Source organism: Streptomyces sp. NPDC096310 (assembly GCF_044763125.1).
Taxonomy (GTDB): Bacteria; Actinomycetota; Actinomycetes; order Streptomycetales; family Streptomycetaceae; genus Streptomyces.
Genome location: NZ_JBIWFO010000013.1, coordinates 34,339 through 58,417 on the forward strand (window position 1 = coordinate 34,339; position 24,079 = coordinate 58,417).

Here is a 24,079-nt window from a genome sequence, read left to right on the forward strand (position 1 = left end):
GGTACGAGGGCGCCCCCGTACCCGGAGGGGCGAATTCCAGGGGGCGTCCTCGGCTCGTCCGCGGGCGGGCTACGCCTCGGCCTCGACCTCGGCGGCGGAACCGGCGCCCCCGGCGGGGCCCGCCGCCGGGCGGCGGCTCGCGATGACCTTCCTGGCCAGCGACTTCGGGCTGGTGAGGAAGCCGTACCCCCACGACATGTGCATGGTCGCCAGCGCCACCGGGATCCGGAGCCGCGCCTTCGCCGGCAGTCCCTTGCCGGCCGGTACGGAGCCGGCCACGATCGCGGCGAGGTAGCCGCCCGGTACCACCAGGCCCCACGGCGTGAGCAGCGCGCCCACGACGAGGCCCGCGGCGATGGCGCAGACGGCCGTCGGCGGGGCGAGGTAGCGGAGGTTGATCGAGCCGGAGTGGAAGCGGGCGACGACATGGCGCCAGCGGCCGTACTCCTTGTACTGCTTGGCGAGCGCGCGGACCGAGGGGCGCGGCCGGTACTGGACGCGCAGCTCCGGGGAGAACCAGATCGCGCCGCCGGATTCGCGGATCCGGAAGTTCAGCTCCCAGTCCTGGGCGCGGATGAACTCCTCGTTGTAGCCGCCCAGCCGCTCCAGCGCCTCGCGCCGGAAGACACCCAGATACACGGTTTCCGCGGGGCCCGCCGCGCCGCCGGTGTGGAAGGCCGCGTTGCCGACGCCGATCTTCGAGGTCATGGCGGCGGCGACCGCGTTCTCCCAGTCGTTCTCGCCCTCCGCGTGCATGATGCCGCCGACGTTCTGCGCGCCGGTCTCCTCCAGCAGCCTGACGGCGGTCGCGATGTAGTCCGGCGAGAGCATGCCGTGGCCGTCGACGCGTACGACGACGGGGTGCCGGGACGCCTTGATCGCCGCGTTGAGCGCGGCGGGGGTGCGGCCCGTCGGGTTGGGCACGGTCCGCACCTGGGCGCGCGCGTGGGAGGCGGTCTCCCGCACCAGCTCCGCGGCGATCTCGTCCGTACGGTCCGCGGAGGGGCCCAGGGCGATGACCACCTCCATCTCGCCCTCGTACTCCTGCTCCAGGATGTGCCGGACGGAGTTCCTCAGATGACGTTCCTCGTTGAGCACCGGCATGATCACGGAGACTGCGGGAGGCAGGGCAGGCATGGGGTCCTTCGGGGCCTTCGGGCTACGGCGGTATGACCACCCACGTTACCGCGAACGGGGGACAGGGAAGCGCGCCGTCCGGTTGCGCACCGGCGTCGCTGATCGTATGGGCTTACCGTGCTCACGGTCCGCTCCCGCCCTGCCCGCCTGCTCACCGCGGAGGTGTCTCTCGTGCCCACGCCGCCCCGCACCACCCACAGCACCCGCACCACCCGCCGTCCGGACGTACGCCGTCGTCCCGACGCCCGGAAGGACGACGGACGGAGACAGGACGGGGGGAGGAAGAAGGACGGGGGCGCCAGGGGCGGGGGAAGGAAGGACGGGCGGTCCCGCTGGGGGATGCGGATGGCGACGGCCCTCTCCGTCGTGGTCCTGGGGGCCGGCGGGATCGGGCACGCCGTCATGACCAGCCTGGACACCGGGATCGGCCGGATCGACCCGTTCAAGGACATGAAGAACCGGCCGGGCGCGGGGCGCGGGCTCAACCTGCTGCTCGTCGGCACGGACGGCCGCGACAAGATCACGGAGGAGGAGCGGCAGAAGTACCGCCTCGGCGGCGCGCCCTGCCACTGCACCGACACGATCATGCTGGTGCACCTCTCGGCGGACGGCGGGCGCGCCAGTGTGGTGAGCCTCCCCCGCGACAGCTTCGCCGAGCTGCCCGACCACACCGACGCCACCACGGGCGCGCACCACACCTCGCACCCGGTCAAGCTGAACGCGGCGTACGCGGAGGGCGGGCCTGGTCTGACCGTCCGCACCGTCGAGCATCTGACGGGCGTGAAGATCAGCCACTATCTGGAGGTCGACTTCACGAGCTTCATGAAGACGGTGGACGCGCTGGACGGGGTGGACATCTGCACCACCCGGCCGATGAAGGACACGTACACCGGGCTCGATCTGGCGCCGGGCACCCACCGGATGAACGGCGGCGAGGCCCTTCAGTACGTACGCTCCCGCCATGTCGACGGCGCCGCCGACCTCGGCAGGATGGAGCGCCAGCAGCGCTTCGTCGCCGCCCTGATCGGCCGGGCGACCAGCAGCGGGGTGCTGCTGAACCCGGCGCGGTTCAAGGAGGTCACCTCAACGGTCCTCGGCTCGGTACGGGCCGACGCCGGGTTCGGCGCGGAGCAGATGCTCGCCGTCAACGAGGCGATGCGCGGCTTCTCGCCCGCCTCGTCGGAGTTCACGTCCGTACCGCTGGCCGATGGCGGCGCCTCCGTCCCGGTCAAGGGCGTCGGCGCGACGGTGAAGTGGGACCCGGTGAAGTCGAAGCGGCTCTTCGAGGCGCTGCGCGAGGACCAGCCGCTGACCCCGCCGCGCCGGCCGGCGCCGGGTACCGCGTCCGCGGGGAAGGCCACGACCGTCGAGGTGAGCCCGGAGGACATCCGCGTACAGGTCTACAACGGGACGCCGGCCGACGGCCTGGGCAAGCAGGTCGACGACGCGTTGCAGGCCACCGGCTTCCGTACCACCGGCTCGCCGCTCACCTCGGACGGCGGTGACGTACGGCGGACGGTGGTGATGTACGACCCGCGCTGGGACCGCTCGGCGAAGTCCCTGGCGGCGGCGCTGCCGGGCAGTGAGCTGCGGGCGGTGAAGCAGCAGGGCGCGACGCTGAAGGTGGTCGCGGGGACGGACTACAAGGCGGTGACACCGGTACGGGCGCAGGAGAACCCGAAGGGTGAGTTCGACGCGACCACCGGCGACCAGGCGGTCTGCCGGTAGCCGGCGGCAGGGCGTCCCGAGCCAAACCTTCACAAGGGCTCCATTCCGGTTCGCATTGCATCAGGTTCGCAACGGGCCTGATCTGATTTCCCACCTCCCTGGATCGGACACGGACAGGCCCGGCACACTGTTCCGCATGAATGATTGGCCCGATGGGCGGACCGGCGACCCCAACAACCGTTACGGGCGCGGCGGCGGAGGCACACAGCCCGACGGCGCGCGCGTCATGCCGCATGTGCGGGGCGGCGGCGTACCCCAGCAGGGGCAGGGCGCCGGTTACGACAGCGGGTACAACACGGGCCAGGTCTACGGCTCCCCCGCCGGCGCGGGCGGTGGCGGCCAGGGCGGCGGGGGCGGCTACATCCCGCCGCAGTCCGGCGGGACCCCCGGGCCCCGGTACGCGCCCGACTGGGGGCGCCGGATCAAGATCGGCGCACTGGTCCTGGTGGTGGCGCTGCTGGTCACGTCCATCGGTACGTACTTCTGGGCCGACGGCAAGCTCAAGCGTGAGGTCGATCTCTCGAAGGTCATCGAGCGGCCGGGCCAGGGCGACGGCACGAACTATCTGATCGTGGGTTCCGACAGCCGCGAGGGCATGACCGACGAGGACAAGAAGAAGCTCCACACGGGCTCCGCCGAGGGCAAGCGGACCGACTCGATGATGATCCTGCACGACGGGTCGAACGGGCCGACGCTGATCTCGCTGCCCCGCGACTCGAATGTGACGATCCCGTCGTTCGTGGGCTCGGAGTCCGGCAAGGAGTACCCGAACACCGGCCGCCAGACCAAGCTGAACGCGGCGTACGCGGAGGACGGCCCGGAACTGCTCGTCCGTACCGTCGAGTACAACACCGGGCTGCACATCGACCACTACGTGGAGATCGGGTTCGCCGGCTTCGCCAACATCGTGGACGCGATCGGCGGAGTGGAGATGGACATCCCGAAGGCGTTCAAGGACAAGAAGTCGGGCGCCGACTTCCAGGCGGGTACGCAGACCCTCGACGGCGAACAGGCGCTGGCCTTCGTCCGGACGCGGTACGCGTTCGCCGCCAGTGACCTGGACCGTACGAAGAACCAGCAGAAGTTCCTGGCGGCCCTGGCCTCCCAGACGGCCACCCCGGGCACGATCCTGAACCCGTTCAAGCTCTACCCGACGATGAGCGCGGGCCTGGACACCCTGATCGTGGACAAGGACATGTCCCTCTGGTCGCTGGGCCAGATGTTCTTCGCGATGAAGGGCATCACGGGCGGCGACGGGGTCTCCATGAACATGCCGATCTCGGGCAGCGTGGGCGGCAACCTGGTCTGGGACAAGGCGAAGGTCAAGGAGCTGGTGAACCAGCTCAACAACGACGAGAAGGTCACGGTCACCAGCGACTGACGTCCGAACCGTCCGTGTCCCCCCGCGCCGCTCACGCCTGCGGCCCGGGGGGACACGTCTTTCCCCCTGGGCTTTCCCCTGGGCTTTCCCCTGGGCTTTCCCCTGGGCTTTCCCCTGGACGCACGGGTCCGCCGCAGACGGGCATCTCGTACAACCTTCCTCCTGACCGGCGCGTCGAATGCGCCGTAGATCCACGCACATGTCCGATGGAGGACCTTTGAGAAAGATCCTGGCCGTGGTCGGCACGGCCGTCGCGCTCTCCGCATCCACGCTGGTCGTCGCGCCCGGGGCGCAGGCGGCCGAGGTGGACCTCCGGTCGCTCGCGTGGAGCGCCGAGAAGGACGGCCGGATCCATGTGCTCTACGAGCACTGGGAGCGGAACTCCCTGCCGTCCGACGTCACCGTCCGGATCCGGGCGAAGGGCAGTGACACGGTGCTGGCCACGCTCGGGCTCAACGACGCCGAGAGCTGCCCCACCGCGTACGACTGCCTGGAGCAGCAGTTCTGGACCGACCCGGTCGAACTGCCCACGATGGGCGTGTACGCCATCGACCTCGTGGTCAAGGCCGGCACGGCGGGCGAACTCGTCGACCGGGACAACGGTGAGCTGAACTACGGCCTCGCCCCGAAGCTGACCGCCACCGCCGACCGGCAGACGGTCTCCTACGACCACCGCGTCGTCACGGTGAGCGGCACGCTCGTCGCGCGGGACCCGAACAACGGCGAGGTCAAGCCGTTCACGGGAGCCAAGATCTACTCCCGCTACATGCTGCGGGACCAGCCGCTGAAGACGGTCGACAAGGCGGGACGTTTCTCCCTGCCTTTCGAGTTCAGCGGTTACGAGACCGCCGAGCGGATCAGCCTCTGGTTCCAGGAGAACAACGCGTCGTTCCCGGTGACGGTTCACCGCCAGCCCCTGAAGCTGACGGTGAACACCCCCACCGGAACGGTCACGGCCCCGTACGGCAGCGATGTCCCCGTGCGCGGCAAGGTGACCCGTACGGCCGACGACGGCACCGAGAAGCCGGCCGGCGGCGTCGGTGTCCTGGTCGGCGACCGGCCCGTCACCAGCACCAAGGAGGACGGCACGTTCGCCGGCGCCTTCACCGCCACGAAGAACGGTACGACGCGCGTCGGTCCCGGCCAGGAGCCGTGGTTCACCGGGGGCGCCCCGTACGACTTCCAGCTCAGGACGGCCGCCACGAGCACCTTCCCGACGGTCGAGGCCGCTGTGGACAAGTACCGGAAGGTCACCTTCAGCGGCACACTCGGCGTCACCTCGGGCTCGTACCCCGCCGGGACGACGGGGCAGGTCTCCATCGATCACTCCCCGGACGGCAAGAACTGGTCGAGCGTCGGCCGGTTCACGGCGACGTACGGAGCCACGTTCCAGCAGACGGCTCCCACGAAGGGCGTGGCCGGCAGCTACTGGCGCCTGCGTCATCTGGCCGCCCCTGGCGTGGAGAGCCGCGTGTACAACCTCGGCCGCGCGTACACCGAGATCCGGCAGGACAGCGTCGCGCCCGAGGGCATCCGCAAGGGCACCAGGCTGACGGCCAAGGGCACGCTGATGCAGAAGTCCGGCACCACCTGGAAGGCGTACGCGGGCCGGCAGGTCCGCGTCTACTTCAAGGCCGCCACGCCCGGTGCGGCCTGGCAGGAACTGGGCAGCGCCAAGACCCTCACGAACGGCACGTTCAGCAAGCAGTTCACGGTGCGGCAGAACGGCACCTGGCAGATGCGCCACATCGACACGGTGAAGACGCACTACGCGTCGAGCGGCCGCGAGATCCCCGTCACCATCCGCTGACTTCCTGGACCCGCGGGCTGTGGTCCCCGGCCCCGGCACGGCGCCGGGGGCGGGGCCGGGGGCCACCGTCTTCCGCCACTGAGCTACGGAGCTACGGAGCTACGGAGCTACGGCAGGTTGCGAGCCATGACGATGCGCTGGACCTGGTTCGTGCCTTCATAAATCTGGGTGATCTTGGCGTCGCGCATCATGCGCTCCACCGGGTAGTCGCGCGTGTAGCCGTAACCGCCCAGGAGCTGGACCGCGTCCGTCGTGATCTCCATGGCCGCGTCCGAGGCGTAACACTTGGCCGCCGCGCCGAAGAAGGTCAGGTCCTCCTTCGTGGCGCCCGCCGTGACCCGTTCCGACCTGGCCGCCGCCGCGTAGGTGAGCTGGCGGGCGGCCTCCAGCTTCATGGCCATGTCGGCCAGCATGAACTGGACGCCCTGGAAGTCGCCGATCGGCTTGCCGAACTGCTTGCGCTCCTGGACATAGCCCTTGGCGTAGTCGAGTGCGCCCTGCGCGATGCCGAGGGCCTGGGCCGCGATGGTGATGCGGGTGTGGTCCAGGGTCTTCATCGCCGTGGCGAAGCCGGTGCCCTCCGCGCCGAGCAGGCGGTCGGCGGGGATACGGACGTTGTCGAGGTAGACCTCGCGCGTCGGCGAGCCCTTGATCCCGAGCTTCTTCTCCGGGGCACCGAAGGAGACGCCCTCGTCGTCCTTCTCGACGACGAACGCCGAAATGCCCTTGGTGCGCTTCTCCGGGTCGGTGACGGCCATGACCGTGTAGTAGTCGGAGACGCCCGCGTTGGTGATCCAGCGCTTCACACCGTTGAGGACGTAGTGGTCGCCGTCGCGTACGGCCCTCGTCTTCATGCCGCCCGCGTCGGAGCCCGCGTCCGGTTCGGAGAGGCAGTAAGAGAACATCCCGTCGCCCTGGGCCAGCGGGCGCAGGTACTTCTTCTTCAGCTCCTCGGAGCCGGAGAGGATCACCGGGAGCGAGCCCAGCTTGTTCACCGCGGGGATCAGCGAGGAGGAGGCGCAGACCCGCGCGATCTCCTCGATGACGATCACGGTGGCCAGGGCGTCGGCGCCGGCGCCGCCGTACTCCTCGGGGACATGGACGGCGTGCAGGTCGGACGCGACGAGCGCGTCCAGCGCCTCCTGCGGGAAGCGGGCCTCTTCGTCCACCGCCGCGGCGAACGGCGCGATCTTCGCCTCGGAGAGCGCGCGCACGGTCTCGCGGAGCATGTCGTGCTCTTCGGAGGGGCGGTACAGGTCGAAATCAGCCGATCCGGCCACGGTCTTTCACTCCCCAAGATGCTAACTACCGTTAAGTAACCCAATTTTAGACGGCGGTGACGGCGCAGGCATAGGTGAGTTTGCCGACAGCCTCGCCCCGGTGCGCCGGCCGCGTCGCCCTGAGGGAGAAGTGCCCCTGCGGAGCGATTCCGACGCGCGGATATGCTCGGGCCGCACACCGCCCGTCTCTCCCAGGAGCTCCCACATGGCCCTCAAGATCACCGTGATCGGCACCGGCTATCTCGGCGCGACGCACGCCGCGGCCATGGCGGAGCTGGGCTTCGAGGTCCTCGGCCTCGATGTGGTGCCCGAGAAGATCGAGCTGCTCTCGGCGGGCCGGGTACCGATGTACGAACCCGGCCTTGAGGAACTTCTGCGCAAGCATGTGGCCGGGATCGAGGGGTCGACGGGGCGGCTGCGGTTCACCATGGACTGGGCGGAGGTCGCGGACTTCGGCGATGTGCACTTCGTCTGCGTGAACACCCCCCAGAAGCACGGCGAGTACGCCTGCGACATGAGTTACGTCGACGCGGCGGTCGAGAGCCTGGCCAAGCATCTGACCCGCCCCGCGCTGGTCGTCGGCAAGTCCACCGTGCCGGTCGGCAGCGCGGACCGGCTCGCGGCGCGGATCGCGGAGGTGGCACCGGCGGGGCGCGAGGTGGAGCTGGCCTGGAACCCGGAGTTCCTGCGCGAGGGCTTCGCCGTGCAGGACACGCTGCGCCCGGACCGGATCGTGATCGGCGTGCGCGGTACGGGCGGTACGGGCCCCACGAAGGCCGAGCGGACGCTGCGCGAGGTGTACGCGACACCCATCGGCGAGGGCTCGCCCTTCGTGGTGACGGACTTCCCGACCGCCGAGCTGGTCAAGACCTCGGCCAACTCCTTCCTGGCGACGAAGATCTCGTTCATCAACGCGATGGCCGAGGTCTGCGAGGCGGCCGGCGGCGATGTCGTGAAGCTCGCGGAGGCGCTGGGGTACGACGAGCGCATCGGGAAGAAGTTCCTGCGCGCCGGGATCGGCTTCGGCGGCGGCTGCCTGCCCAAGGACATCCGGGCGTTCATGGCGCGGGCGGGCGAGCTGGGCGCGGACCAGGCGCTGACGTTCCTGCGCGAGGTGGACTCGATCAACATGCGGCGGCGCGGCCACATGGTGGAGCTGGCACGCGAGGCGGTGGGCGCCGACTCGTCGTTCCTGGGCAAGCGGGTCGCCGTACTCGGCGCGACGTTCAAGCCGGACTCCGACGACGTACGGGACTCCCCCGCGCTCAATGTCGCGGGCCAGATCCACCTCCAGGGCGGCCAGGTGACCGTCTACGACCCGAAGGGCATGGCGAACGCCCGGCGGCTCTTCCCGACGCTGGGGTACGCGGAGTCGGCGCTGGAGGCGGTACGCGGCGCCGATGTGGTCCTGCATCTGACGGAGTGGCGCGAGTTCCGCGAGCTGGACCCGGCGGCCCTGGCCGCGGTGGCGGCGCGTCCGCTGATCCTCGACGGACGCAACGCGCTGGACCCGGAGCGGTGGCGCGCGGCGGGGTGGACGTACCGCGCGATGGGGCGCCCGCGCGCCTGAGCGCCGCGCACGCCGGGGCCCGCGGCGTACGTGTCGGAGGTACGCGTCAGAGGGGCGCGCCGCCGCCGTCCATGAGCCGGGCCCGGTAGGCGCGCATCTTGGCCCGCGCCCCGCAGACCGACATCGAGCACCAGCGGCCCCGGCCGGCCGGGCTGCGGTCGTAGAACGCCCAGTGGCAGTCCTCCGCCTCGCACGCCTTGAGCCGGTTCCACGTCCCGTCGGCGGACGCCTCCGCGATGGCCTCCGCGACCCGCGGCAGCAGCGCGTCGGACGCGGTCGCGGGGCGGAGCGCCGCCTCGCCCCCAGGGCCGACGGCGACCCGCAGCGGTGCCCCCGCGAGAAGTTCGTCCAGGTCGGCGACGGAGCGGCCGCGCGGATGGATGCCCGCGTGCGCGAGGCAGGCGGTGCGCAGGGCCCGGCGCAGCGCGCGGGCCGCCGGCACATCGTGCTCGGCGAGGCCGAAGGCGGCCCGGCCATCCTCCGTGGAGAGCAGGTCGACGCGTGTCTCCAGGTCCATCGAGTTGACCAGGGACTGGACCAGGGCGAGCCCTCCGGGAGCGGGCGGGCGGTCATTCATGGTTGCGACGTTACCTCCAGTGCGGGACCATACGGTAACGGTTACCTGTTGGAGCTGCTTACCAGTAACGCCCGACCGGCGACCGGAATGTCAGCGCGCCATCCACCGATCGCGCCATCCATCGGTCCTGAGGAGCGAACGTCATGGCCATCGCCACACTCGACACCGTCGTCCTGGACTGCCCGGATCCGCTCGCGCTCGCCCGCTTCTACGCCCAGGTCCTGGGGGGTGAGGTCAAGGAGACCACGGACGGCACCGACTCCTGGGTCGAGCTGCGGGGCGCCCCGGGCGCCCCGCTCGCCTTCCAGTCCGCGCCCGGCTTCGTACCGCCCGCGTGGCCCGCTGCGGAGCCCTCGCAGCAGTTCCATCTGGACCTGACGGTGCCGGACCTGGACGTGGCGGAGAAGGCCGTGCTGGCGCTGGGCGCCGTACCGCTGGACGCGACGGACCGGCAGCGGACGTTCCGGGTCTACGCGGACCCCGCCGGCCATCCGTTCTGCCTCTGCGCCTCCTGACCGGCACCCGCCGTCGTCGGCGGCGGGGCCTCAGCCGTCGAGGTCCGTGATCGTCGCCTGGGACGCCGGGCGTTCGCGGCGCAGCGCGCGGGAGACGTCCTCCGCCGCCCGGAGCACCCGGACCGCGTTGCCCCACGTCACCTTGGAGATGTCCGCCGTCGACCAGCCGCGGCTCAGCAGCTCCGCGATCAGGTTCGGATAGCCGGCGACGTCCTCCAGGCCCTGCGGGGTGAACGCCGTGCCGTCGAAGTCGCCGCCGATGCCGATGTGGTCGATGCCCGCGACCTCGCGCATGTGGTCGAGATGGTCGGCGACGGTGGCGGCCGTCGCGACCGGGCGCGGGTTGGCCGCCTCGAAGTCCTCGTGGACGCGCATCGCGTCGGCGGTCGTCGCCAGCGGGTGCAGGCCGTGCGCCAGCATGTTCGCGTCGGCCTCCCGCGTCCAGGCCACCGCCGCCGGGAGGATGAACTTCGGTACGAACGTCGCCATCGCGACGCCCCCGTTGGCGGGCAGCCGCTCCAGCACGTCGTCCGGGATGTTGCGCGGGTGGTCGCAGACCGCGCGCGCCGACGAGTGCGAGAAGATCACCGGCGCGGCCGTCGTGGCGAGCGCGTCGCGCATCGTCGTGGCCGCCACGTGCGAGAGGTCGACCAGCATGCCGGCCCGGTTCATCTCGCGGACCACTTCGCGGCCGAAGGGCGAGAGCCCGCCGACCGACGGGGTGTCCGTGGCCGAGTCGGCCCAGCGCAGATTGTCGTTGTGGGTGAGCGTCATGTAGCGCACGCCCAGCGTGTGCAGGGCGCGCAGGGTGGCCAGGGAGTTGTTGATGGAGTGGCCGCCCTCGGCGCCCATCAGCGACGCGATCCTGCCCTCGCGGCGCGCGGTCTCCATGTCGTCGGCGGTGAGCGCGCGGGCCAGGTCGCGGGGGTAGCGGTCGAGGATCCGGCCGACCACGTCGATCTGTTCCAGCGTCGCGCTGACCGCGTCGTCCCCGGCCATGTCGGACCGTACGTACACGGACCAGTACTGGCCGCCGACGCCGCCGCGCCGCAGCCGGGGGATGTCCGTGTGGAGGCGTCCCGACAGGTCCTCGGCGATGTCGAGGCGGTCCAGGTCGTACCGTACGTTCTCGCGCAGGGCCCACGGCAGGTCGTTGTGGCCGTCGACGACCGGGGCGTCGGCCAGCAGGGCGCGGGCAGCCGCCAGGAAGTCCCCGGCCGCGCGCCCTCCGCTCCTCCCGGACTCCCCGGACTCGCGGGTCCCCCCGGATGTCCCCGGCGCCGTCATGTGCCGAATCCGAAGTGCTCCGAGCCCCCGGCCTTCGCGCGCAGCCGCTGGCCCTTCTCCATCGCCTGCTGCCTCAGCTCCTGCTGGAACTCGCGCATCCGCTCCCGCAGCTCCGGGTCGTGCGCCGCGAGGATCCGGGCGGCCAGCAGGCCCGCGTTGCGCGCGCCGCCCACCGAGACCGTGGCGACCGGGACGCCGGCCGGCATCTGGACGATGGAGAGGAGCGAGTCCATGCCGTCCAGGTACTTCAGGGGTACGGGGACGCCGATCACCGGCAGCGGGGTGACCGAGGCCAGCATGCCCGGCAGATGGGCCGCGCCGCCCGCGCCCGCGATGATCGTCTTGAGGCCCCGGCCGGCCGCGTCCTCGCCGTACGCGATCATCTCGTGCGGCATGCGGTGGGCGGAGACGACATCCACCTCGTACGGGATCTCGAACTCGTGGAGGGCCGTGGCGGCGGCCTCCATGACGGGCCAGTCCGAGTCGGAACCCATGACGATGCCCACGACAGGGGGTGTCATTCGGTGATCGTTCCTCTGAGGTAGCCGGCTGCGTGACGGGCGCGCTCCAGCACGTCGTCCAGGTCGTCGCCGTAGGTGTTGACGTGCCCCACCTTGCGGCCGGGCTTCACGTCCTTGCCATACATATGGATCTTGAGCTGGGGGTCCCTGGCCATGCAGTGCAGATACGCCGTGTACATGTCGGGGTAGTCACCGCCCAGCACGTTGCACATGACCGTCCAGGGCGCGCGCGGGCGCGGGTCGCCCAGCGGCAGGTCCAGGACCGCCCGTACATGGTTGGCGAACTGCGAGGTGATCGCGCCGTCCTGGGTCCAGTGCCCGGAGTTGTGCGGGCGCATCGCCAGCTCGTTGACGAGGATGCCCGGGGTGCCGTCGGCGGCCCGGGTCTCGAACAGCTCCACCGCGAGGTGGCCCACCACGCCCAGCTCGGCGGCTATCCGCAGCGCCAGCCGCTGGGCCTCGCCCGACAGCTCCTCGGAGAGTCCGGGCGCGGGCGCGATGACCGTGTCGCAGACGCCGTCGACCTGCTGGGACTCGACCACGGGGTAGGCCACGGCCTGGCCGTGCGGCGAGCGGACGATGTTCGCCGCCAGCTCCCGTACGAAGTCGACCTTCTCCTCGGCGAGGACGGGGACCCCGGCGCGGAAGGGCTCCGCCGCGTCCGCCTCGGACCGTACGAGCCAGACGCCCTTGCCGTCGTACCCGCCGCGCACCGTCTTCAGGACGACGGGGAAGCCGCCCACCTCGGCGGCGAACGCGGCCGCGTCGGCCGGGTCGGCCACGATCCGGTGGCGCGGGCAGGGCACGCCCAGCTCTGTGAGCCGTGCGCGCATGACGCCCTTGTCGTGGGCGTGCAGCAGGGCGTCCGGGCCGGGTCTGACGGGGATGCCGTCGGCCTCCAGGGCGCGCAGGTGCTCGACCGGGACATGTTCGTGATCGAAGGTGATCACGTCGCAGCCGCGCGCGAAGTCACGCAACGTGTCCAGGTCGCGATAGTCGCCCACGACGACCGCGCTCACCACCTGGGCCGCCGAGTCCTGGGGGGTGTCACTGAGGAGCTTGAATCTGAGGCCGAGGGGGATGCCCGCCTCGTGGGTCATACGGGCGAGCTGACCGCCGCCGACCATGCCGACTACCGGGAACGTCACGCACCTAGCGTAGCCGCCGTCCGGGCCGGTCCGCCCACTTGTCCACAGGCGGCCCCCGGGCGGCGCCTCGGGGCTGTGGACAAGCGGGCGGGCCCGGTGGGCGCTGGTTAGCATGGTCCGACAGCGATGCCGATCTCCGGCACCACACACCGACAGCGACCGGACGGGGCTGAGCAGCCAGATGAGCGAACAGGGCGCACTGCGCGTGCGACTGGGGCGGCTCGTGCGCGAGGCGGCCAAATTCGGCGCGGTGGGCGGCATGGGGCTGCTGGTCAACCTGCTGGTCTTCAACCTCGTACGGCACACGACGGAGCTGCCCGTGGTCCGGGCCAGCGTCCTGGCCACCGTCGTCGCGATCGCCTTCAACTACGTGGGGTTCCGCTACTTCACCTACCGGGACCGCGACAAGAGCCGCCGCACCCGTGAGCTGACGCTCTTCCTGCTGTTCAGCGTGGTCGGACTGGTGATCGAGAACGGGGTGCTGTACACGGCGACGTACGGCTTCGGCTGGGACACCCCGCTCCAGAGCAATGTGTTCAAGTTCCTCGGCACCGGGATAGCCACGCTCTTCCGCTTCTGGTCGTACCGCACCTGGGTGTTCCAGGCCCTGCCCTCCCCCGACGACACCGAGGGTCCGGCGGAGGGCGCGGCCGGCGGGGCGGCCGGGGAGCCCGCCGTCAGCCGCCTGGGCCGCTGACCCGAACCGCTGGCCCGTACCCGCTTGCCCGTACCGGCTGACCTGTGCCGCTGGCCCGTACCGCTGTCGCGGCTCTCAGCGGACCGGGCGGTCCGGCTCCTTGCGCGCCGTACGCGTACTGGCCTCGCGGCTGAGGAAGAGCGCGAAGATCGGCGGCTGCTGCTGCAGCAGCTCCAGCCGCCCGCCGTCCGCCTCCGCGAGATCGCGGGCCACCGCGAGACCGATCCCGGTGGAGTTCCGGCCGCTGATCGTCCGCTCGAAGATCCGCGCCCCGAGGTCCGCCGGCACCCCGGGCCCCTCGTCCGTCACCTCGATCACCGCCTGGTTTCCGGTGACGCGGGTGCGCAGCGCGACCGTACCGCCCCCGTGCATCAGCGAGTTCTCGATCAGCGCCGCGAGCACCTGGGCGACCGCGCCCGGGGTCGCGACGGCCCGCATACCGTGGCGGCCCGAGCAGACGATGGCCCGGCCGGCGCTGCGGTAGGCGGGGCGCCACTCCTCGATCTGCTGCTTGACGACCTCGTCGAGATCGAAGGCGACGGCGGAGCCGGTCCGGGGGTCGCGCGCGTTGGTGAGGAGCCGTTCCACCACATCGGTGAGCCGCTCGACCTGCGTCAGCGCGATGGTGGCCTCCTCCTTGACCGTGTCCAGATCGTCGGTGGCGGAGATCTCCTCCAGCCGCATGGACAGGGCGGTCAGGGGCGTACGGAGCTGGTGCGAGGCGTCCGCGGCGAGCCGGCGCTCGGCGGTGAGCATCCGCGCGATCCGCTCGGCGCTGGAGTCCAGGACATCCGCGACCCGGTCCAGCTCGGGCACCGCGTACCGCTTGTGGCGGGGGCGCGGATCGCCCGAGCCGAGGCGCTCCGCGGTCTCCGCGAGGTCGGTGAGCGGTGAGGCCAGCCGGTTGGCCTGGCGTACGGCGAGCAGGACGGCGGCGATGACGGCGAGCAGTGCCACCGCGCCGATGATCAGCAGCGTACGGCCGACCTCGCGGGTGACCGAGGAGCGCGCCTCCTCGACGGTGACGGTCTCGCCCTCCTCGCCCGAGGCCTTCGCGCGGATGACGCTGCCGGAGGGGCGCGACCCGATCTCGACGGCCGCCCGGCCGGGGATCTCGATCCGGGCGTACCGCTTCTGGTCGACCTGTTCGGAGAGGATCCTGGCGGTGACGCGGTCGCCGCCGAGCAGCCGGCTGTCCACGATGCTGACCAGCCGCAGCGCCTCCGAGTCCACACTCTCCTGGGCGCTGTTGCTGATCGTGCGGGTCTCGACGATGACGAGCGACACCCCGAAGACGGCGATGACGACGAGCACCACGGCGAGCGTGGAGTTGATCAGACGACGACGCATGGTGCCCTCCGGGCGTCAGCACATCCCGAAGCCGTCAGCTCTCCTCGAAGCCGTCAGCTCCTCCCGAAGCCTTCGGCCCTCCGCAGAGCCTTCAGCTCTTCTCGAAGCGGAAGCCGACGCCCCGTACCGTCGCGATGTAGCGCGGGTTCGCCGCGTCGTCGCCGAGCTTCTTGCGCAGCCAGGAGATGTGCATGTCGAGCGTCTTGGTGGACGACCACCATGTCGTGTCCCAGACCTCGCGCATGAGCTGGTCGCGGGTGACGACCCGGCCCGCGTCCCTGACCAGAACCCGCAGCAGGTCGAACTCCTTGGCCGTGAGCTGCAATTCCTCGTCGCCCATCCAGGCCCGGTGCGACTCGACGTCGATCCGTACGCCGTGGGTGGCGGGGGCGGGAACGGGGTCCGCCGCGCCGCGCCGCAGCAGCGCCCGTACCCGCGCCAGCAGCTCCGCGAGCCGGAACGGCTTGGTCACGTAGTCGTCGGCGCCGGCGTCCAGGCCGACGACGGTGTCCACCTCGTCGGCGCGCGCGGTCAGCACCAGGATCGGGACGGTATGGCCTTCGGCGCGCAGTCTGCGGGCGACTTCCAGGCCGTCCATGCCGGGCAGGCCCAGGTCGAGGACGACGAGGTCGATGCCGCCCTGGAGTCCGGCGTCCAGCGCGGTCGGACCGTCCTCACGGACCTCGACCTCGTATCCCTCCCGGCGCAGGGCGCGGGCCAGCGGCTCCGAGATGGAAGCGTCGTCCTCGGCGAGCAGTACACGGGTCATGGGGTGATGGTAGACCGCAAAAGGCGGCGGCCGGGATGTGCTCGGCGAGGGCCGTGGAGACGCGCCGGACCGCCGGGCGCCCCGCGGACGAGCCGCGCACGGGCCACGGAGCCACACCTACGGCCTTACGGTGCGATCCGATGATCAGCCTTCGAATGTAGGCATTCAGTCGCACAAAAACCTGTGATCCATCTCTCAGGTCCTTCCATATCATGCCCTGTCGTGCCGTATGGTGGCGAGACGCCTGTAGTACCACCTGGGGACCTTTGGCCTGCTGAGCGCCGAAGGTCCTTTTTACGTGCCAACCCCCCCACGAAGGATCGACCCATGGCGTCCAGCCTGACGAAGGATTCGCCCGAGTCGCCCGGCACACCCGGCGGCACGGAGAAGACCTTCTTCGGCCACCCCCGCGGACTGGCCACTCTCTTCATGACCGAGATGTGGGAGCGCTTCAGCTTCTACGGCATGAGAGCACTGCTCACCATCTATCTGCTGTCCGGCGGACCCGATGCCTCGAAGGGGCTTCAGGGCGGCGGCCTGGGGATGGACCTGGCCACGACCACGGCCATCTACTCCATCTACCTCTCCATGGTCTACCTGCTGGCGCTGCCCGGCGGCTGGCTGGGGGACAGGGTCTGGGGTCCGCGCAAGACCGTCACGATCGCGGCCTGCACGATCATGCTGGGCCATCTCACCCTCGCCCTGCCCGGCTCGGGGACGTTCTTCGCCGGTCTGGCCCTGGTGGCGCTCGGCTCGGGCCTGCTGAAGGCCAACATCTCGACGATGGTCGGCCATCTCTACGACGGTCCGAACGACCCGCGGCGCGACGGCGGATTCACCGTCTTCTACATGGGCATCAACATCGGCGCCTTCTTCGCGCCGCTGATCATCGGCACGGTGGGCGAAAAGTACAGCTGGCACCTCGGCTTCGCGCTCGCCGCGGTCGGCATGGGGATCGGTCTGGCCGTCTTCCTGCTCGGTACGAAGAACCTCAGCCCGGAGAGCAGCCGCGTCCCCACCCCGCTCTCCCACGAGGAGCGCGCCACCTGGCTGCGCAAGGGGATGACCTGGCTGCTGATCGCGGCCGTCTTCTACGCAGCCGTCGTCCTCAGCGGCCACTTCACCCTCGACTGGGCGATGGTCCCGCTGACCCTCGCGGGCCTGGCCATCCCGGCCGCCGTACTGATCCGGATCAAGCGCGACAAGGAGCTGTCGGCGACCGAGCAGACCAAGATGTCCGGGTACATCTGGTTCTTCGTGGCCGCGGCCGTCTTCTGGATGATCTACGACCAGGGCGGCTCGACGGTCCAGGCGTTCGGCACGACGAAGGCCGCCGACTCGCTCTTCGGCCTGTCCTTCCCGACGTCCTGGTACCAGTCGCTGAACCCGGTCTTCATCATGGCGCTGGCTCCGGTCATCGCCTGGTTCTGGCTGTGGCTCAACCGCAGGGGCCAGGAGCCGAGCACGGTCGTGAAGTTCGCCGCCGGGCTGTTCTTCATCGGCGTCTCGTTCTTCTTCTTCCTGATCCCGCTGGTCATGGCGGGCGGGGGGACCCTGGTCAGCCCGATGTGGCTGGTGGGCATCTATCTGATCCAGACCGTCGGCGAGCTGTGCGTCTCCCCGGTCGGCCTGTCGGTGACGACGAAGATGGCGCCGACGAAGTACGCCAGCCAGATGATGGGCGTCTGGTTCCTGGCCGTGACGGCGGGCGACTCGGTGACCGGGCTGCTCTCGATCGGCGGTGTGGACCTGAGCCGTACGGGCGTGGTGGCCCTGGAGGCGCTGCTCGCCACGGTGGCGGGGATCGCGGTCTTCATGTACCGGAAGAAGGTCAGGTCGCTCATGGGCGACATCCACTGAGCAGGAGCCGGGGCCGGAGCCGGTGACGTACGCCGACACGGTGACGTACACCGGCTTCGCCGGGGGCGGGGGCAGGGCGGTGACCGTACGGCCTACGCGCGTCACGCCGGAGCGGACAGCTCCGCCCATACGGTCTTCCCCGTGGCCCCGGGCGTCCTGACGACACCCCAGTCGAGGCAGAGCCGCTGCACGATAAACATGCCGTGCCCGCCGGGGCGTCCCGCCCGGTGCGGGGTGCGGGGCGCGGGCTGACCCGTCCCCCGGTCGGTGACCTCCAGCCGCAGCACCTTCGCGGTGTACGCGACGTGCAGCCCCTCGGGGCCGCCGGCGTGCAGGCAGGCGTTGGTGACCAGCTCGGAGACGACGAGCAGCACGTCCTCCGCCGCCGCGCGGCGGTCGGCGGTCGCGGCCGGGAGCCAGCCCCAGTCGTGGAGCGCCTGGCGGGTGAAGTCACGCGCGAGCGGGACGACACCGCTGGCGCCGGCCAGTACGAGCGTCCGCACCCGTGCGTCGGACGCCACGGGGGGATGCCCCGGCCGGTCCGACTCGGGGCCGAGGTCGCCCGGCGGCGGCTGCCGGGTGGTGCTCATCAGCGCTTCACCTCACCGATTCACCAATGTGTGAGTTCATCAGTACGACTGGAATACGACTTCACTACAGCTTCATCAAATGGTGCGCGTACAGGATCCCGCAGAGCCTGCCCGGGGTCTTCTGCCCCTCCGAATCGTGACAACACCCACTTCACGGGTCGGACGTCGTGACACATGCAACACACACGTCCCGGAGGCCGCGACAAGGGGGAGAAGACACCACGAATAGGGTCGGTTCTCCTCCGTGGAACCGGGCTCGGACCGGTGACCGCGACGGCGTCGGGCGCCGGGATCATGGGCCCTGACGAGGGGCCCGGCACCCGGGGACCCGGGGCGCGCACCCGGACTTCTACCCGGCAGGCCCGGACCGATGCGGTCCGGGCCTGCCGGGCCGGCTCAGTCGGCCAGGGCGTCCGCGAGCGAGTCGTGAACGGTGAAGACCGCGTCCGCGCCGGTGATCTCGAAGACCCTCGCGACGACGGGCAGCATCCCGGCCAGATGGACCCCGCCCCCGGCGGCCTCCGCCTTCAGACGGGCACCGAGCAGCACATTGAGCCCGGTGGAATCGCAGAATTCGAGCTGTGAACAATCGATGACCAGGCGTACCCGGCCCCGCCCGACGGCGTCGTCCAGAGGCTCCCGCAACAGCTCGGCCGTATGGTGATCCAATTCACCGGCCGCCGTCACTACCTCGCTCCGGCCCTCGGCCCGAACTCCGACCTGAAGCCGGCCCCGGTTCGTGCTGCCGACCGTCTGGCGGTCCATGCCCGTCCCTCTTCGCCGATGGTGTCGATCATGCCGACAGTGGTCCGTCTCGACGTCATCACAAGGTGATGACGTCCGTCGAACATTACGCCTTTCACACGTCAGGCGGTACCCAAACTCCCCCACAATACGGACGTATGCCGCAATTAACACTTGCAACGTTCCGTGCCAAACGGGTAGGGCTAGTAGGACACGTCCGACGCGACCGGCTTGGAGGCGCCGCAAACCGTAGCAACACGTATCGGCTTCGGCAGCCATATGCCGAGAACGTATGGAGGAGACCATGTCACCCCGGCTCGACGAACCGCGTACCCAGCACGCGCCGTCGGCAACTCCGCCCGCAGCTCTTGAGACCGACGTCACTCCGTCCGACGACGCCTGGCCGTCCGAGGTCTTCGAGGGCGGTTCCGACGGGCCCCTGGACCTGCCCGAGATCCCGCCCTTCGACGAGGTGGGTGCGGTGGACGCCCGAGCCCTGTCGAAGACGCTCTTCGCTCGCCTGGAGACCCTGGAAGAGGGCACCCACGAGCACGCGTACGTCCGCAACACCCTGGTCGAGCTGAATCTCGCCCTGGTGAAGTTCGCGGCCTCCCGGTTCCGCTCCCGCAGCGAGCCGATGGAGGACATCGTCCAGGTCGGCACGATCGGCCTGATCAAGGCCATCGACCGCTTCGAGCTCAGCCGCGGCGTCGAGTTCCCCACCTTCGCGATGCCGACGATCATCGGCGAGATCAAGCGTTTCTTCCGCGACACGTCGTGGTCGGTGCGCGTACCGCGCAGGCTCCAGGAACTCCGCCTCGACCTCGCCAAGGCGGGCGACGAACTGGCGCAGCGCCTCGACCGCGCCCCCACCGTCGGCGAACTGGCGGAAAGCCTCGGCCTCACCAAGGAAGAGGTCATCGAGGGCATGGCGGCGAGCAACGCGTACACCGCCAGCTCGCTGGACGCACAGCCCGAGGACGACGACTCCGAGGGCGCGCTCGCGGACCGGATCGGGTACGAGGACCACGGCCTCGAAGGCATCGAGTACGTCGAGTCGTTGAAGCCGCTGATCGCGACGCTGCCGTCGCGTGACCGCACGATCCTCTCCCTGCGCTTCGTCGCGAACATGACGCAGTCGGAGATCGGGGAGGAGCTGGGCATCTCGCAGATGCATGTGTCGCGGCTGCTCACCCGGACCCTGGTCAAGCTCAGAAAGGGCCTGACGCTGGAGGAGTGAGCGGGCCGGAGTGACTACCCCGCCCCGCCGTCCCTGTCCGTCACGCCGTGCGCCCGTCCCTTGAACGAGAGGGCGGGCGCATCCGGCTGTCGGGGGCCTGCCGGAGCATCCGTGCCGGGCTCTCGACGGGTCCCGGAAAACCCACGGAACCCTCTTGCCCCACTCAGTATGGTCATCGGATGACCAGTGACTTCGCTTCCTCCCGCCGTATCGGCGTGATGTTCGACAGAGACGGGCGCCCCGAAGACCTCGCGGCGTACGCCACCGCGGTGGAACAGCTCGGCGTGGACGACCTGTGGGTCGTCGAGGACCTTGCCTGGGCGGGCTCGGTCGCCTCGGCGACGCTCGCGCTCTCCGCCACCGAACGACTGCGCGTCGGTATCGGCATCATGCCCGCGCCGCTGCGCAACCCGGCGCTCCTCGCCATGGAACTCGCCACGCTGGCACGGGTGTTCCCCGGCCGGATCATCGCGGGCATCGGGCACGGCGCCCCGGACTGGATGGCCCAGGTCGGTGCCGCCTCTCCCACCAAGCTCGCGCTGCTGGAGGAGACGATCACGGCGGTACGGAGCCTGCTCGCCGGTGAGACCACGACCGTGGACGGCCGCGCGGTCCACATCGACGGCGTACGCCTGGTCCACCCTCCTGAGGTGGCACCGCCCCTGGTGGCCGGTGTCGTACGCCCCCGGTCGCTGGAGCTGTCCGGGCGCGTGGCCGACGGTACGGTCATGGCCGAGGGCCAGGGTCCCGACGTACTGAAGGCCGCGCTCGACACGATCGCGAAGGGCCGCGCGTCCGCGTCCGCCCCTCGCCCGCACGAACTCATCGCCTTCACCCACCTGTTCGTGGACGACCGGCCCGACCGCGTCGCCACGGCCGTCGCACCGGTGATCGAGGAGTACACCGGGTGGCTGGGCATCCCGCCCGAAGAGGTCTTCCTCGCGACGGGCGACGCGGCGACGACGGCCCGCCGTATCGAGAGCCTGTGGGCCGCCGGGGCCGACACCGTGGTCCTGCGGCCGGTCGGGGACGACCCGCTGGAGCAGGTCGGCGCGGCGCTGGCGCATCTCACGCGCTGACGGCGCGGCGTGCCCACGCCACCGGCCCGGGAACCGCGCGAGGCACGAGCGGTTCCCGGGCCCGGGGCCCGGTGTCAGCCCTGGCGGATGACGTCCTTGCCCGCGCCGCCGGAGAGGGTGTCCGTACCGGCGCCGCCGTACAGCTTGTCGTCGCAGCTGTTCCCGTAGAGGGTGTCGCCGACATGACGAGAGGGCATTGCATAACCTCCACGGGGAGTATGTTGTTCCAACAACCATGTGGGACGGGCGAGTTATGCGCCCGGTTGCCCTCTCGCGTCATGCGGATCACGTCACCACAGGCAGGACCCGGGTGGAGAGATCCATGGTGACCTGCGTCTTTCCTTCCACCGAGCGGAATTCGACGCGGTATTTCCTCAGGCGTGGTTAAACGGGAATTCGCCCTCTGCCAGGTGAGTGGTCCTGATGGGTTGTCCGGCCGGTATTCGCGCACGGGCCCCGCCCCGCACGGGAATTCACCCCTCACCCGGCGTTCTTCATGTACGCCGCCAGCTTGCCGATGAGGCGGGCCGCGTCGTCCAGGGTGCGGGCCGTCTCCCCCAGGTCGCCGGCGAGCAGTTCCTCCGCGCGGCCGTCCTGCTGCTCCTTGTCGGACCAGGGGCCGGGGACCGTCGTACCCCGGTACCCGACCGGTTCGCCCCCGGCGGGTGTGCGGTAGCCGGTGAAGTCGGCGGCGTCGGGCGTCGGGGACCCGACGGCCTCGCCCGCGAGGAGTTCGACCCTGGCGAGCTGCGTCTCGTCGCCACCCGCGTTGCGGCCGATGGCGAGGCGGTAGTGGGTGTACGGGGTGGTGTTGGCGAAGCGGTACTCGTTCGTCTCGAAGCGCCGCCGGAAGCGCTCGCCCTCCCGGGAGTCCAGGTCCACCCAGGTGCGTCCGTCGTAGGAACCGGCCAGCGCCCAGTCCTGCGGGTCCCGGTACGGGGCGTCGTTCGCCGAGGTGAGCCGGTACGCCGTGACCGCGGCGGGGGCCTTCAGGACGAACTCCAGCTCGGCGGCGTCCTCATAGGCCAGCCACTTGGTGCGGTGGCCGCGGAGGAGGTTGTCCGCTATCTCTCCCCCCGCGTCGAACTCGGAGCTCGCCCGCACCTCGGTGACCGTACCGGTGATGTCCCGCAGCTCGCCGGTGGCGGGCGCCGCCACGACAGCGGCGGGAGCGGTCGCACTCAGCGCGACGGACGCGGTGTTGCCGCCCCGGTCGGTCCAGGACACCCGCTCCACCGGGGCGCCGCCCGCGTCGAGCAGCAGCTTCAGCTCCCCGGACGGGGACCAGTGCTCACCCCGGGCCTCCTCGGTCGCGAAGAGGTGGAGGGCGGTGCCGGCCGTGCCCTCGGGGTAGGCCGTACGGGCCGCGAGGCTCCCCCGGTACTCGGCGAGTGCCCCGTCGGCCCCCCGCCAGTGCCCCTGGAACCCCGACAGGTCGGCGCGCAGCCCGATCGCGGCCTCCGAGCCGTCGGTGCCGCGCCAGGCGAGATGGGCGGGGACGGCCCGGTCGCCGGCATCGAGGTGGAACAGCAGCCGGGGAGCGGGCTGCCACCCGGCGGAGCCCGGCGCACGGCGCTCGGTGCCGAAGGCGACGACCGACCTGGTCGCCGTCCTGGCCGCGAGCGCCCGCTCCGCACGACCGCTGTCCCCGGCGGGGTCCACGGTGACGGCCCGCAGCCGGAGCAGCGTGTCCGCGCCCTCGGGGCTGCGTATCTCCAGGATGTTGTCGCCGGGGGCCAGCAGATCGCCCGGAACGGTGAACACCGTCCGCAACGCGTCCTGCCGCAACCCGTCCGCGCCGCCTCCGCCGTCCCCGCGATCCGCCGGGGCGGCCGGCCCATCGCCGAGCGCCTTGCCGTTGAGCCTGACGTCCATCGGCGCGTCGCCGCCGAGCGTGACCACCGTGACGACGGCCTCCGCGATCTCCTGCCGCCCGTCCACCGCGAAGTCCAGCTTGATGTGTCCGCCGCCGCCGAGCGCGAGATGCGAGGAGGCGACCCCGCACCGGTGATGACCGACGACGGCGTTCGACAGCCGGGCCGGGCGGGTGGAGAAATCAGCGAAAACCGGTTCCATGTGCTGTCCTTGCGTCGTCCGGTACCGGCCCCTGCGACGCGGACCGGCGGCATGCCCCAGAACCGTACCGGCGCCCACTGACAACGCCCCGGAACATCAACCGAACCGCAGGTCAGCGCAGTTGTGCCCGCCTGGCCGCCGCGAGCAGGTCGCGGGCGAGTCCGACATGAGGGTGGTGGGAGCCGAGGACGCGCTCGCGGTCGGGGAGTACGCGGGTGTGCAGGGCGATGGCGCGGTCGAGGTCGTCCGGCCTCTCCAGGGTGCGGGCGAGGATGCCGCGGACGGTGAGGGTCTCGGGGTGTACGCGGCCGGCGTGATCGCCGTGTATTCGATGTAGGCGGCCGCCTGCTCCAACGCCAGGGGCAGGTGGCCCAGTTCTGTGGCGATCCGCTCCAGGAGAGAGCCGCCGCCCGGGTCGGCGGAGTCGTCCTCGGCGTCCGAGTCGTCCTCGGCGTCGTGGTCGTCGGCGAGACGTACGAGCATGTCCACCGCCGCGTCCGCCGGCAGCGTCTCCAGACCCAGGGGCTGGCGAGCCGCCGCCATCCGGTCGAGCGGCGGCCGGTGATGAGATGCCGGCCCGAGCCGAGCGGGCCGATGACCGCTTCCAGGTCGCGTGGTGACGTGGCGTCGCCCAGCATCCTCGGCCACCCGGAATCATGACACGGAAGCGCGCCGCCCTCCATGTCACCTTGCGGGACCAGGACGCCGAAAGGGCCCGTA

General features: G+C 70.9%; 22 protein-coding genes. 9 read left to right on the forward strand and 13 right to left on the reverse strand.

Annotated elements, in window-relative coordinates; translation table 11 throughout:
- Positions 1 to 69 precede the first annotated feature (69 nt).
- Complete coding sequence (locus tag ACIQ7D_RS23120; protein ID WP_403940393.1) at positions 70 to 1,137, reverse strand: glycosyltransferase family 2 protein; 1,068 nt, start codon at positions 1,135 to 1,137, stop codon at positions 70 to 72.
- A gap of 339 nt (positions 1,138 to 1,476) precedes the next feature.
- Here ACIQ7D_RS23120 and ACIQ7D_RS23125 point away from each other — a divergent pair, with 339 nt between their 5' ends.
- The 3 genes from ACIQ7D_RS23125 (at position 1,477) to ACIQ7D_RS23135 (ending at position 6,056) form a co-directional block, all read left to right on the forward strand.
- The gene (locus ACIQ7D_RS23125) at positions 1,477 to 2,865 is read left to right on the forward strand and encodes an LCP family protein (protein WP_403940609.1); all 1,389 of its coding nucleotides are present in this window, start codon (positions 1,477 to 1,479) and stop codon (positions 2,863 to 2,865) included.
- 136 nt (positions 2,866 to 3,001) lie between these two features.
- A complete protein-coding gene (locus ACIQ7D_RS23130; protein ID WP_403940395.1) occupies positions 3,002 to 4,246 on the forward strand; it encodes an LCP family protein in 1,245 nt (414 codons plus the stop codon).
- Between the two features lie 217 nt (positions 4,247 to 4,463).
- Positions 4,464 to 6,056: a hypothetical protein gene (locus ACIQ7D_RS23135; protein ID WP_403940397.1), complete on the forward strand. Its 1,593-nt coding sequence runs from the start codon at positions 4,464 to 4,466 to the stop codon at positions 6,054 to 6,056.
- A 107-nt stretch (positions 6,057 to 6,163) separates the two neighbouring features.
- Here the strand turns inward: ACIQ7D_RS23135 and ACIQ7D_RS23140 are convergent, their stop codons facing one another.
- Positions 6,164 to 7,336, reverse strand: a complete 1,173-nt coding sequence (locus ACIQ7D_RS23140; RefSeq protein ID WP_403940399.1) for an acyl-CoA dehydrogenase — start codon at positions 7,334 to 7,336, stop codon at positions 6,164 to 6,166.
- A 205-nt stretch (positions 7,337 to 7,541) separates the two neighbouring features.
- On the opposite strand from ACIQ7D_RS23140, the gene ACIQ7D_RS23145 reads away from it, so the two are divergent.
- A complete protein-coding gene (locus ACIQ7D_RS23145) occupies positions 7,542 to 8,906 on the forward strand; it encodes a UDP-glucose dehydrogenase family protein (RefSeq protein ID WP_403940401.1) in 1,365 nt (454 codons plus the stop codon).
- Positions 8,907 to 8,952: 46 nt separating this feature from the next.
- Here the strand turns inward: ACIQ7D_RS23145 and ACIQ7D_RS23150 are convergent, their stop codons facing one another.
- Entirely contained in the window at positions 8,953 to 9,483 is a 531-nt protein-coding gene (locus tag ACIQ7D_RS23150) for a CGNR zinc finger domain-containing protein (RefSeq protein ID WP_403940403.1), read from the reverse strand.
- 143 nt (positions 9,484 to 9,626) lie between these two features.
- On the opposite strand from ACIQ7D_RS23150, the gene ACIQ7D_RS23155 reads away from it, so the two are divergent.
- Positions 9,627 to 9,998, forward strand: coding sequence for a VOC family protein (locus ACIQ7D_RS23155; protein WP_403940405.1), 372 nt, complete (start codon positions 9,627 to 9,629; stop codon positions 9,996 to 9,998).
- 30 nt (positions 9,999 to 10,028) lie between these two features.
- Here ACIQ7D_RS23155 and ACIQ7D_RS23160 read toward each other — a convergent pair whose 3' ends face one another.
- Genes ACIQ7D_RS23160 through ACIQ7D_RS23170 form a run of 3 tightly spaced genes read right to left on the reverse strand, consistent with a single transcriptional unit; the run spans position 10,029 to position 12,954 of the window.
- Positions 10,029 to 11,285 carry a dipeptidase gene (locus ACIQ7D_RS23160; RefSeq protein WP_403940406.1) on the reverse strand — a complete coding sequence of 419 codons (1,257 nt, stop codon included), beginning with the start codon at positions 11,283 to 11,285 and terminating at the stop codon, positions 10,029 to 10,031.
- Positions 11,282 to 11,806 (reverse strand): 5-(carboxyamino)imidazole ribonucleotide mutase, encoded by a 525-nt coding sequence (gene purE, locus ACIQ7D_RS23165; protein ID WP_403940408.1) that lies wholly within the window; start codon positions 11,804 to 11,806, stop codon positions 11,282 to 11,284. The genes ACIQ7D_RS23160 and purE overlap by 4 nt, the downstream gene beginning before the upstream one ends.
- Positions 11,803 to 12,954 carry a 5-(carboxyamino)imidazole ribonucleotide synthase gene (locus ACIQ7D_RS23170; protein ID WP_403940410.1) on the reverse strand — a complete coding sequence of 384 codons (1,152 nt, stop codon included), beginning with the start codon at positions 12,952 to 12,954 and terminating at the stop codon, positions 11,803 to 11,805. The genes purE and ACIQ7D_RS23170 overlap by 4 nt, the downstream gene beginning before the upstream one ends.
- A gap of 181 nt (positions 12,955 to 13,135) precedes the next feature.
- Here ACIQ7D_RS23170 and ACIQ7D_RS23175 point away from each other — a divergent pair, with 181 nt between their 5' ends.
- A complete protein-coding gene (locus tag ACIQ7D_RS23175; RefSeq protein WP_403940412.1) occupies positions 13,136 to 13,651 on the forward strand; it encodes a GtrA family protein in 516 nt (171 codons plus the stop codon).
- Between the two features lie 75 nt (positions 13,652 to 13,726).
- On the opposite strand, the gene ACIQ7D_RS23180 is transcribed toward ACIQ7D_RS23175, so the two are convergent.
- Positions 13,727 to 15,001 (reverse strand): ATP-binding protein, encoded by a 1,275-nt coding sequence (locus ACIQ7D_RS23180; protein WP_403940414.1) that lies wholly within the window; start codon positions 14,999 to 15,001, stop codon positions 13,727 to 13,729.
- Between the two features lie 91 nt (positions 15,002 to 15,092).
- Positions 15,093 to 15,770, reverse strand: coding sequence for a response regulator transcription factor (locus ACIQ7D_RS23185; RefSeq protein WP_385006326.1), 678 nt, complete (start codon positions 15,768 to 15,770; stop codon positions 15,093 to 15,095).
- A gap of 327 nt (positions 15,771 to 16,097) precedes the next feature.
- Between ACIQ7D_RS23185 and ACIQ7D_RS23190 the strand changes: the two genes are divergently transcribed.
- Positions 16,098 to 17,630, forward strand: coding sequence for a peptide MFS transporter (locus ACIQ7D_RS23190; RefSeq protein ID WP_403940416.1), 1,533 nt, complete (start codon positions 16,098 to 16,100; stop codon positions 17,628 to 17,630).
- 101 nt (positions 17,631 to 17,731) lie between these two features.
- Here ACIQ7D_RS23190 and ACIQ7D_RS23195 read toward each other — a convergent pair whose 3' ends face one another.
- Together ACIQ7D_RS23195 and ACIQ7D_RS23200 are read right to left on the reverse strand one after the other, a co-directional pair.
- The gene (locus ACIQ7D_RS23195) at positions 17,732 to 18,220 is read right to left on the reverse strand and encodes an ATP-binding protein (protein WP_403940418.1); all 489 of its coding nucleotides are present in this window, start codon (positions 18,218 to 18,220) and stop codon (positions 17,732 to 17,734) included.
- A 396-nt stretch (positions 18,221 to 18,616) separates the two neighbouring features.
- Complete coding sequence (locus tag ACIQ7D_RS23200; protein ID WP_403940420.1) at positions 18,617 to 18,985, reverse strand: STAS domain-containing protein; 369 nt, start codon at positions 18,983 to 18,985, stop codon at positions 18,617 to 18,619.
- Between the two features lie 271 nt (positions 18,986 to 19,256).
- Between ACIQ7D_RS23200 and ACIQ7D_RS23205 the strand changes: the two genes are divergently transcribed.
- Both ACIQ7D_RS23205 and ACIQ7D_RS23210 read left to right on the forward strand, forming a co-directional pair.
- Positions 19,257 to 20,204: an RNA polymerase sigma factor SigF gene (locus tag ACIQ7D_RS23205; protein ID WP_403940422.1), complete on the forward strand. Its 948-nt coding sequence runs from the start codon at positions 19,257 to 19,259 to the stop codon at positions 20,202 to 20,204.
- 179 nt (positions 20,205 to 20,383) lie between these two features.
- On the forward strand, positions 20,384 to 21,283 hold the full coding sequence (locus tag ACIQ7D_RS23210; protein WP_403940424.1) for an LLM class flavin-dependent oxidoreductase: 900 nt from the start codon (positions 20,384 to 20,386) through the stop codon (positions 21,281 to 21,283).
- 74 nt (positions 21,284 to 21,357) lie between these two features.
- Here ACIQ7D_RS23210 and ACIQ7D_RS23215 read toward each other — a convergent pair whose 3' ends face one another.
- The 3 genes from ACIQ7D_RS23215 to ACIQ7D_RS23225 form a co-directional block, all read right to left on the reverse strand.
- Entirely contained in the window at positions 21,358 to 21,480 is a 123-nt protein-coding gene (locus ACIQ7D_RS23215; RefSeq protein WP_403940426.1) for a hypothetical protein, read from the reverse strand.
- A gap of 283 nt (positions 21,481 to 21,763) precedes the next feature.
- A complete protein-coding gene (locus ACIQ7D_RS23220; RefSeq protein ID WP_403940428.1) occupies positions 21,764 to 23,359 on the reverse strand; it encodes an alpha-1,2-mannosidase in 1,596 nt (531 codons plus the stop codon).
- Between the two features lie 96 nt (positions 23,360 to 23,455).
- A complete protein-coding gene (locus ACIQ7D_RS23225; RefSeq protein ID WP_403940429.1) occupies positions 23,456 to 23,902 on the reverse strand; it encodes a hypothetical protein in 447 nt (148 codons plus the stop codon).
- Between the last annotated feature and the right edge of the window lie 177 nt (positions 23,903 to 24,079).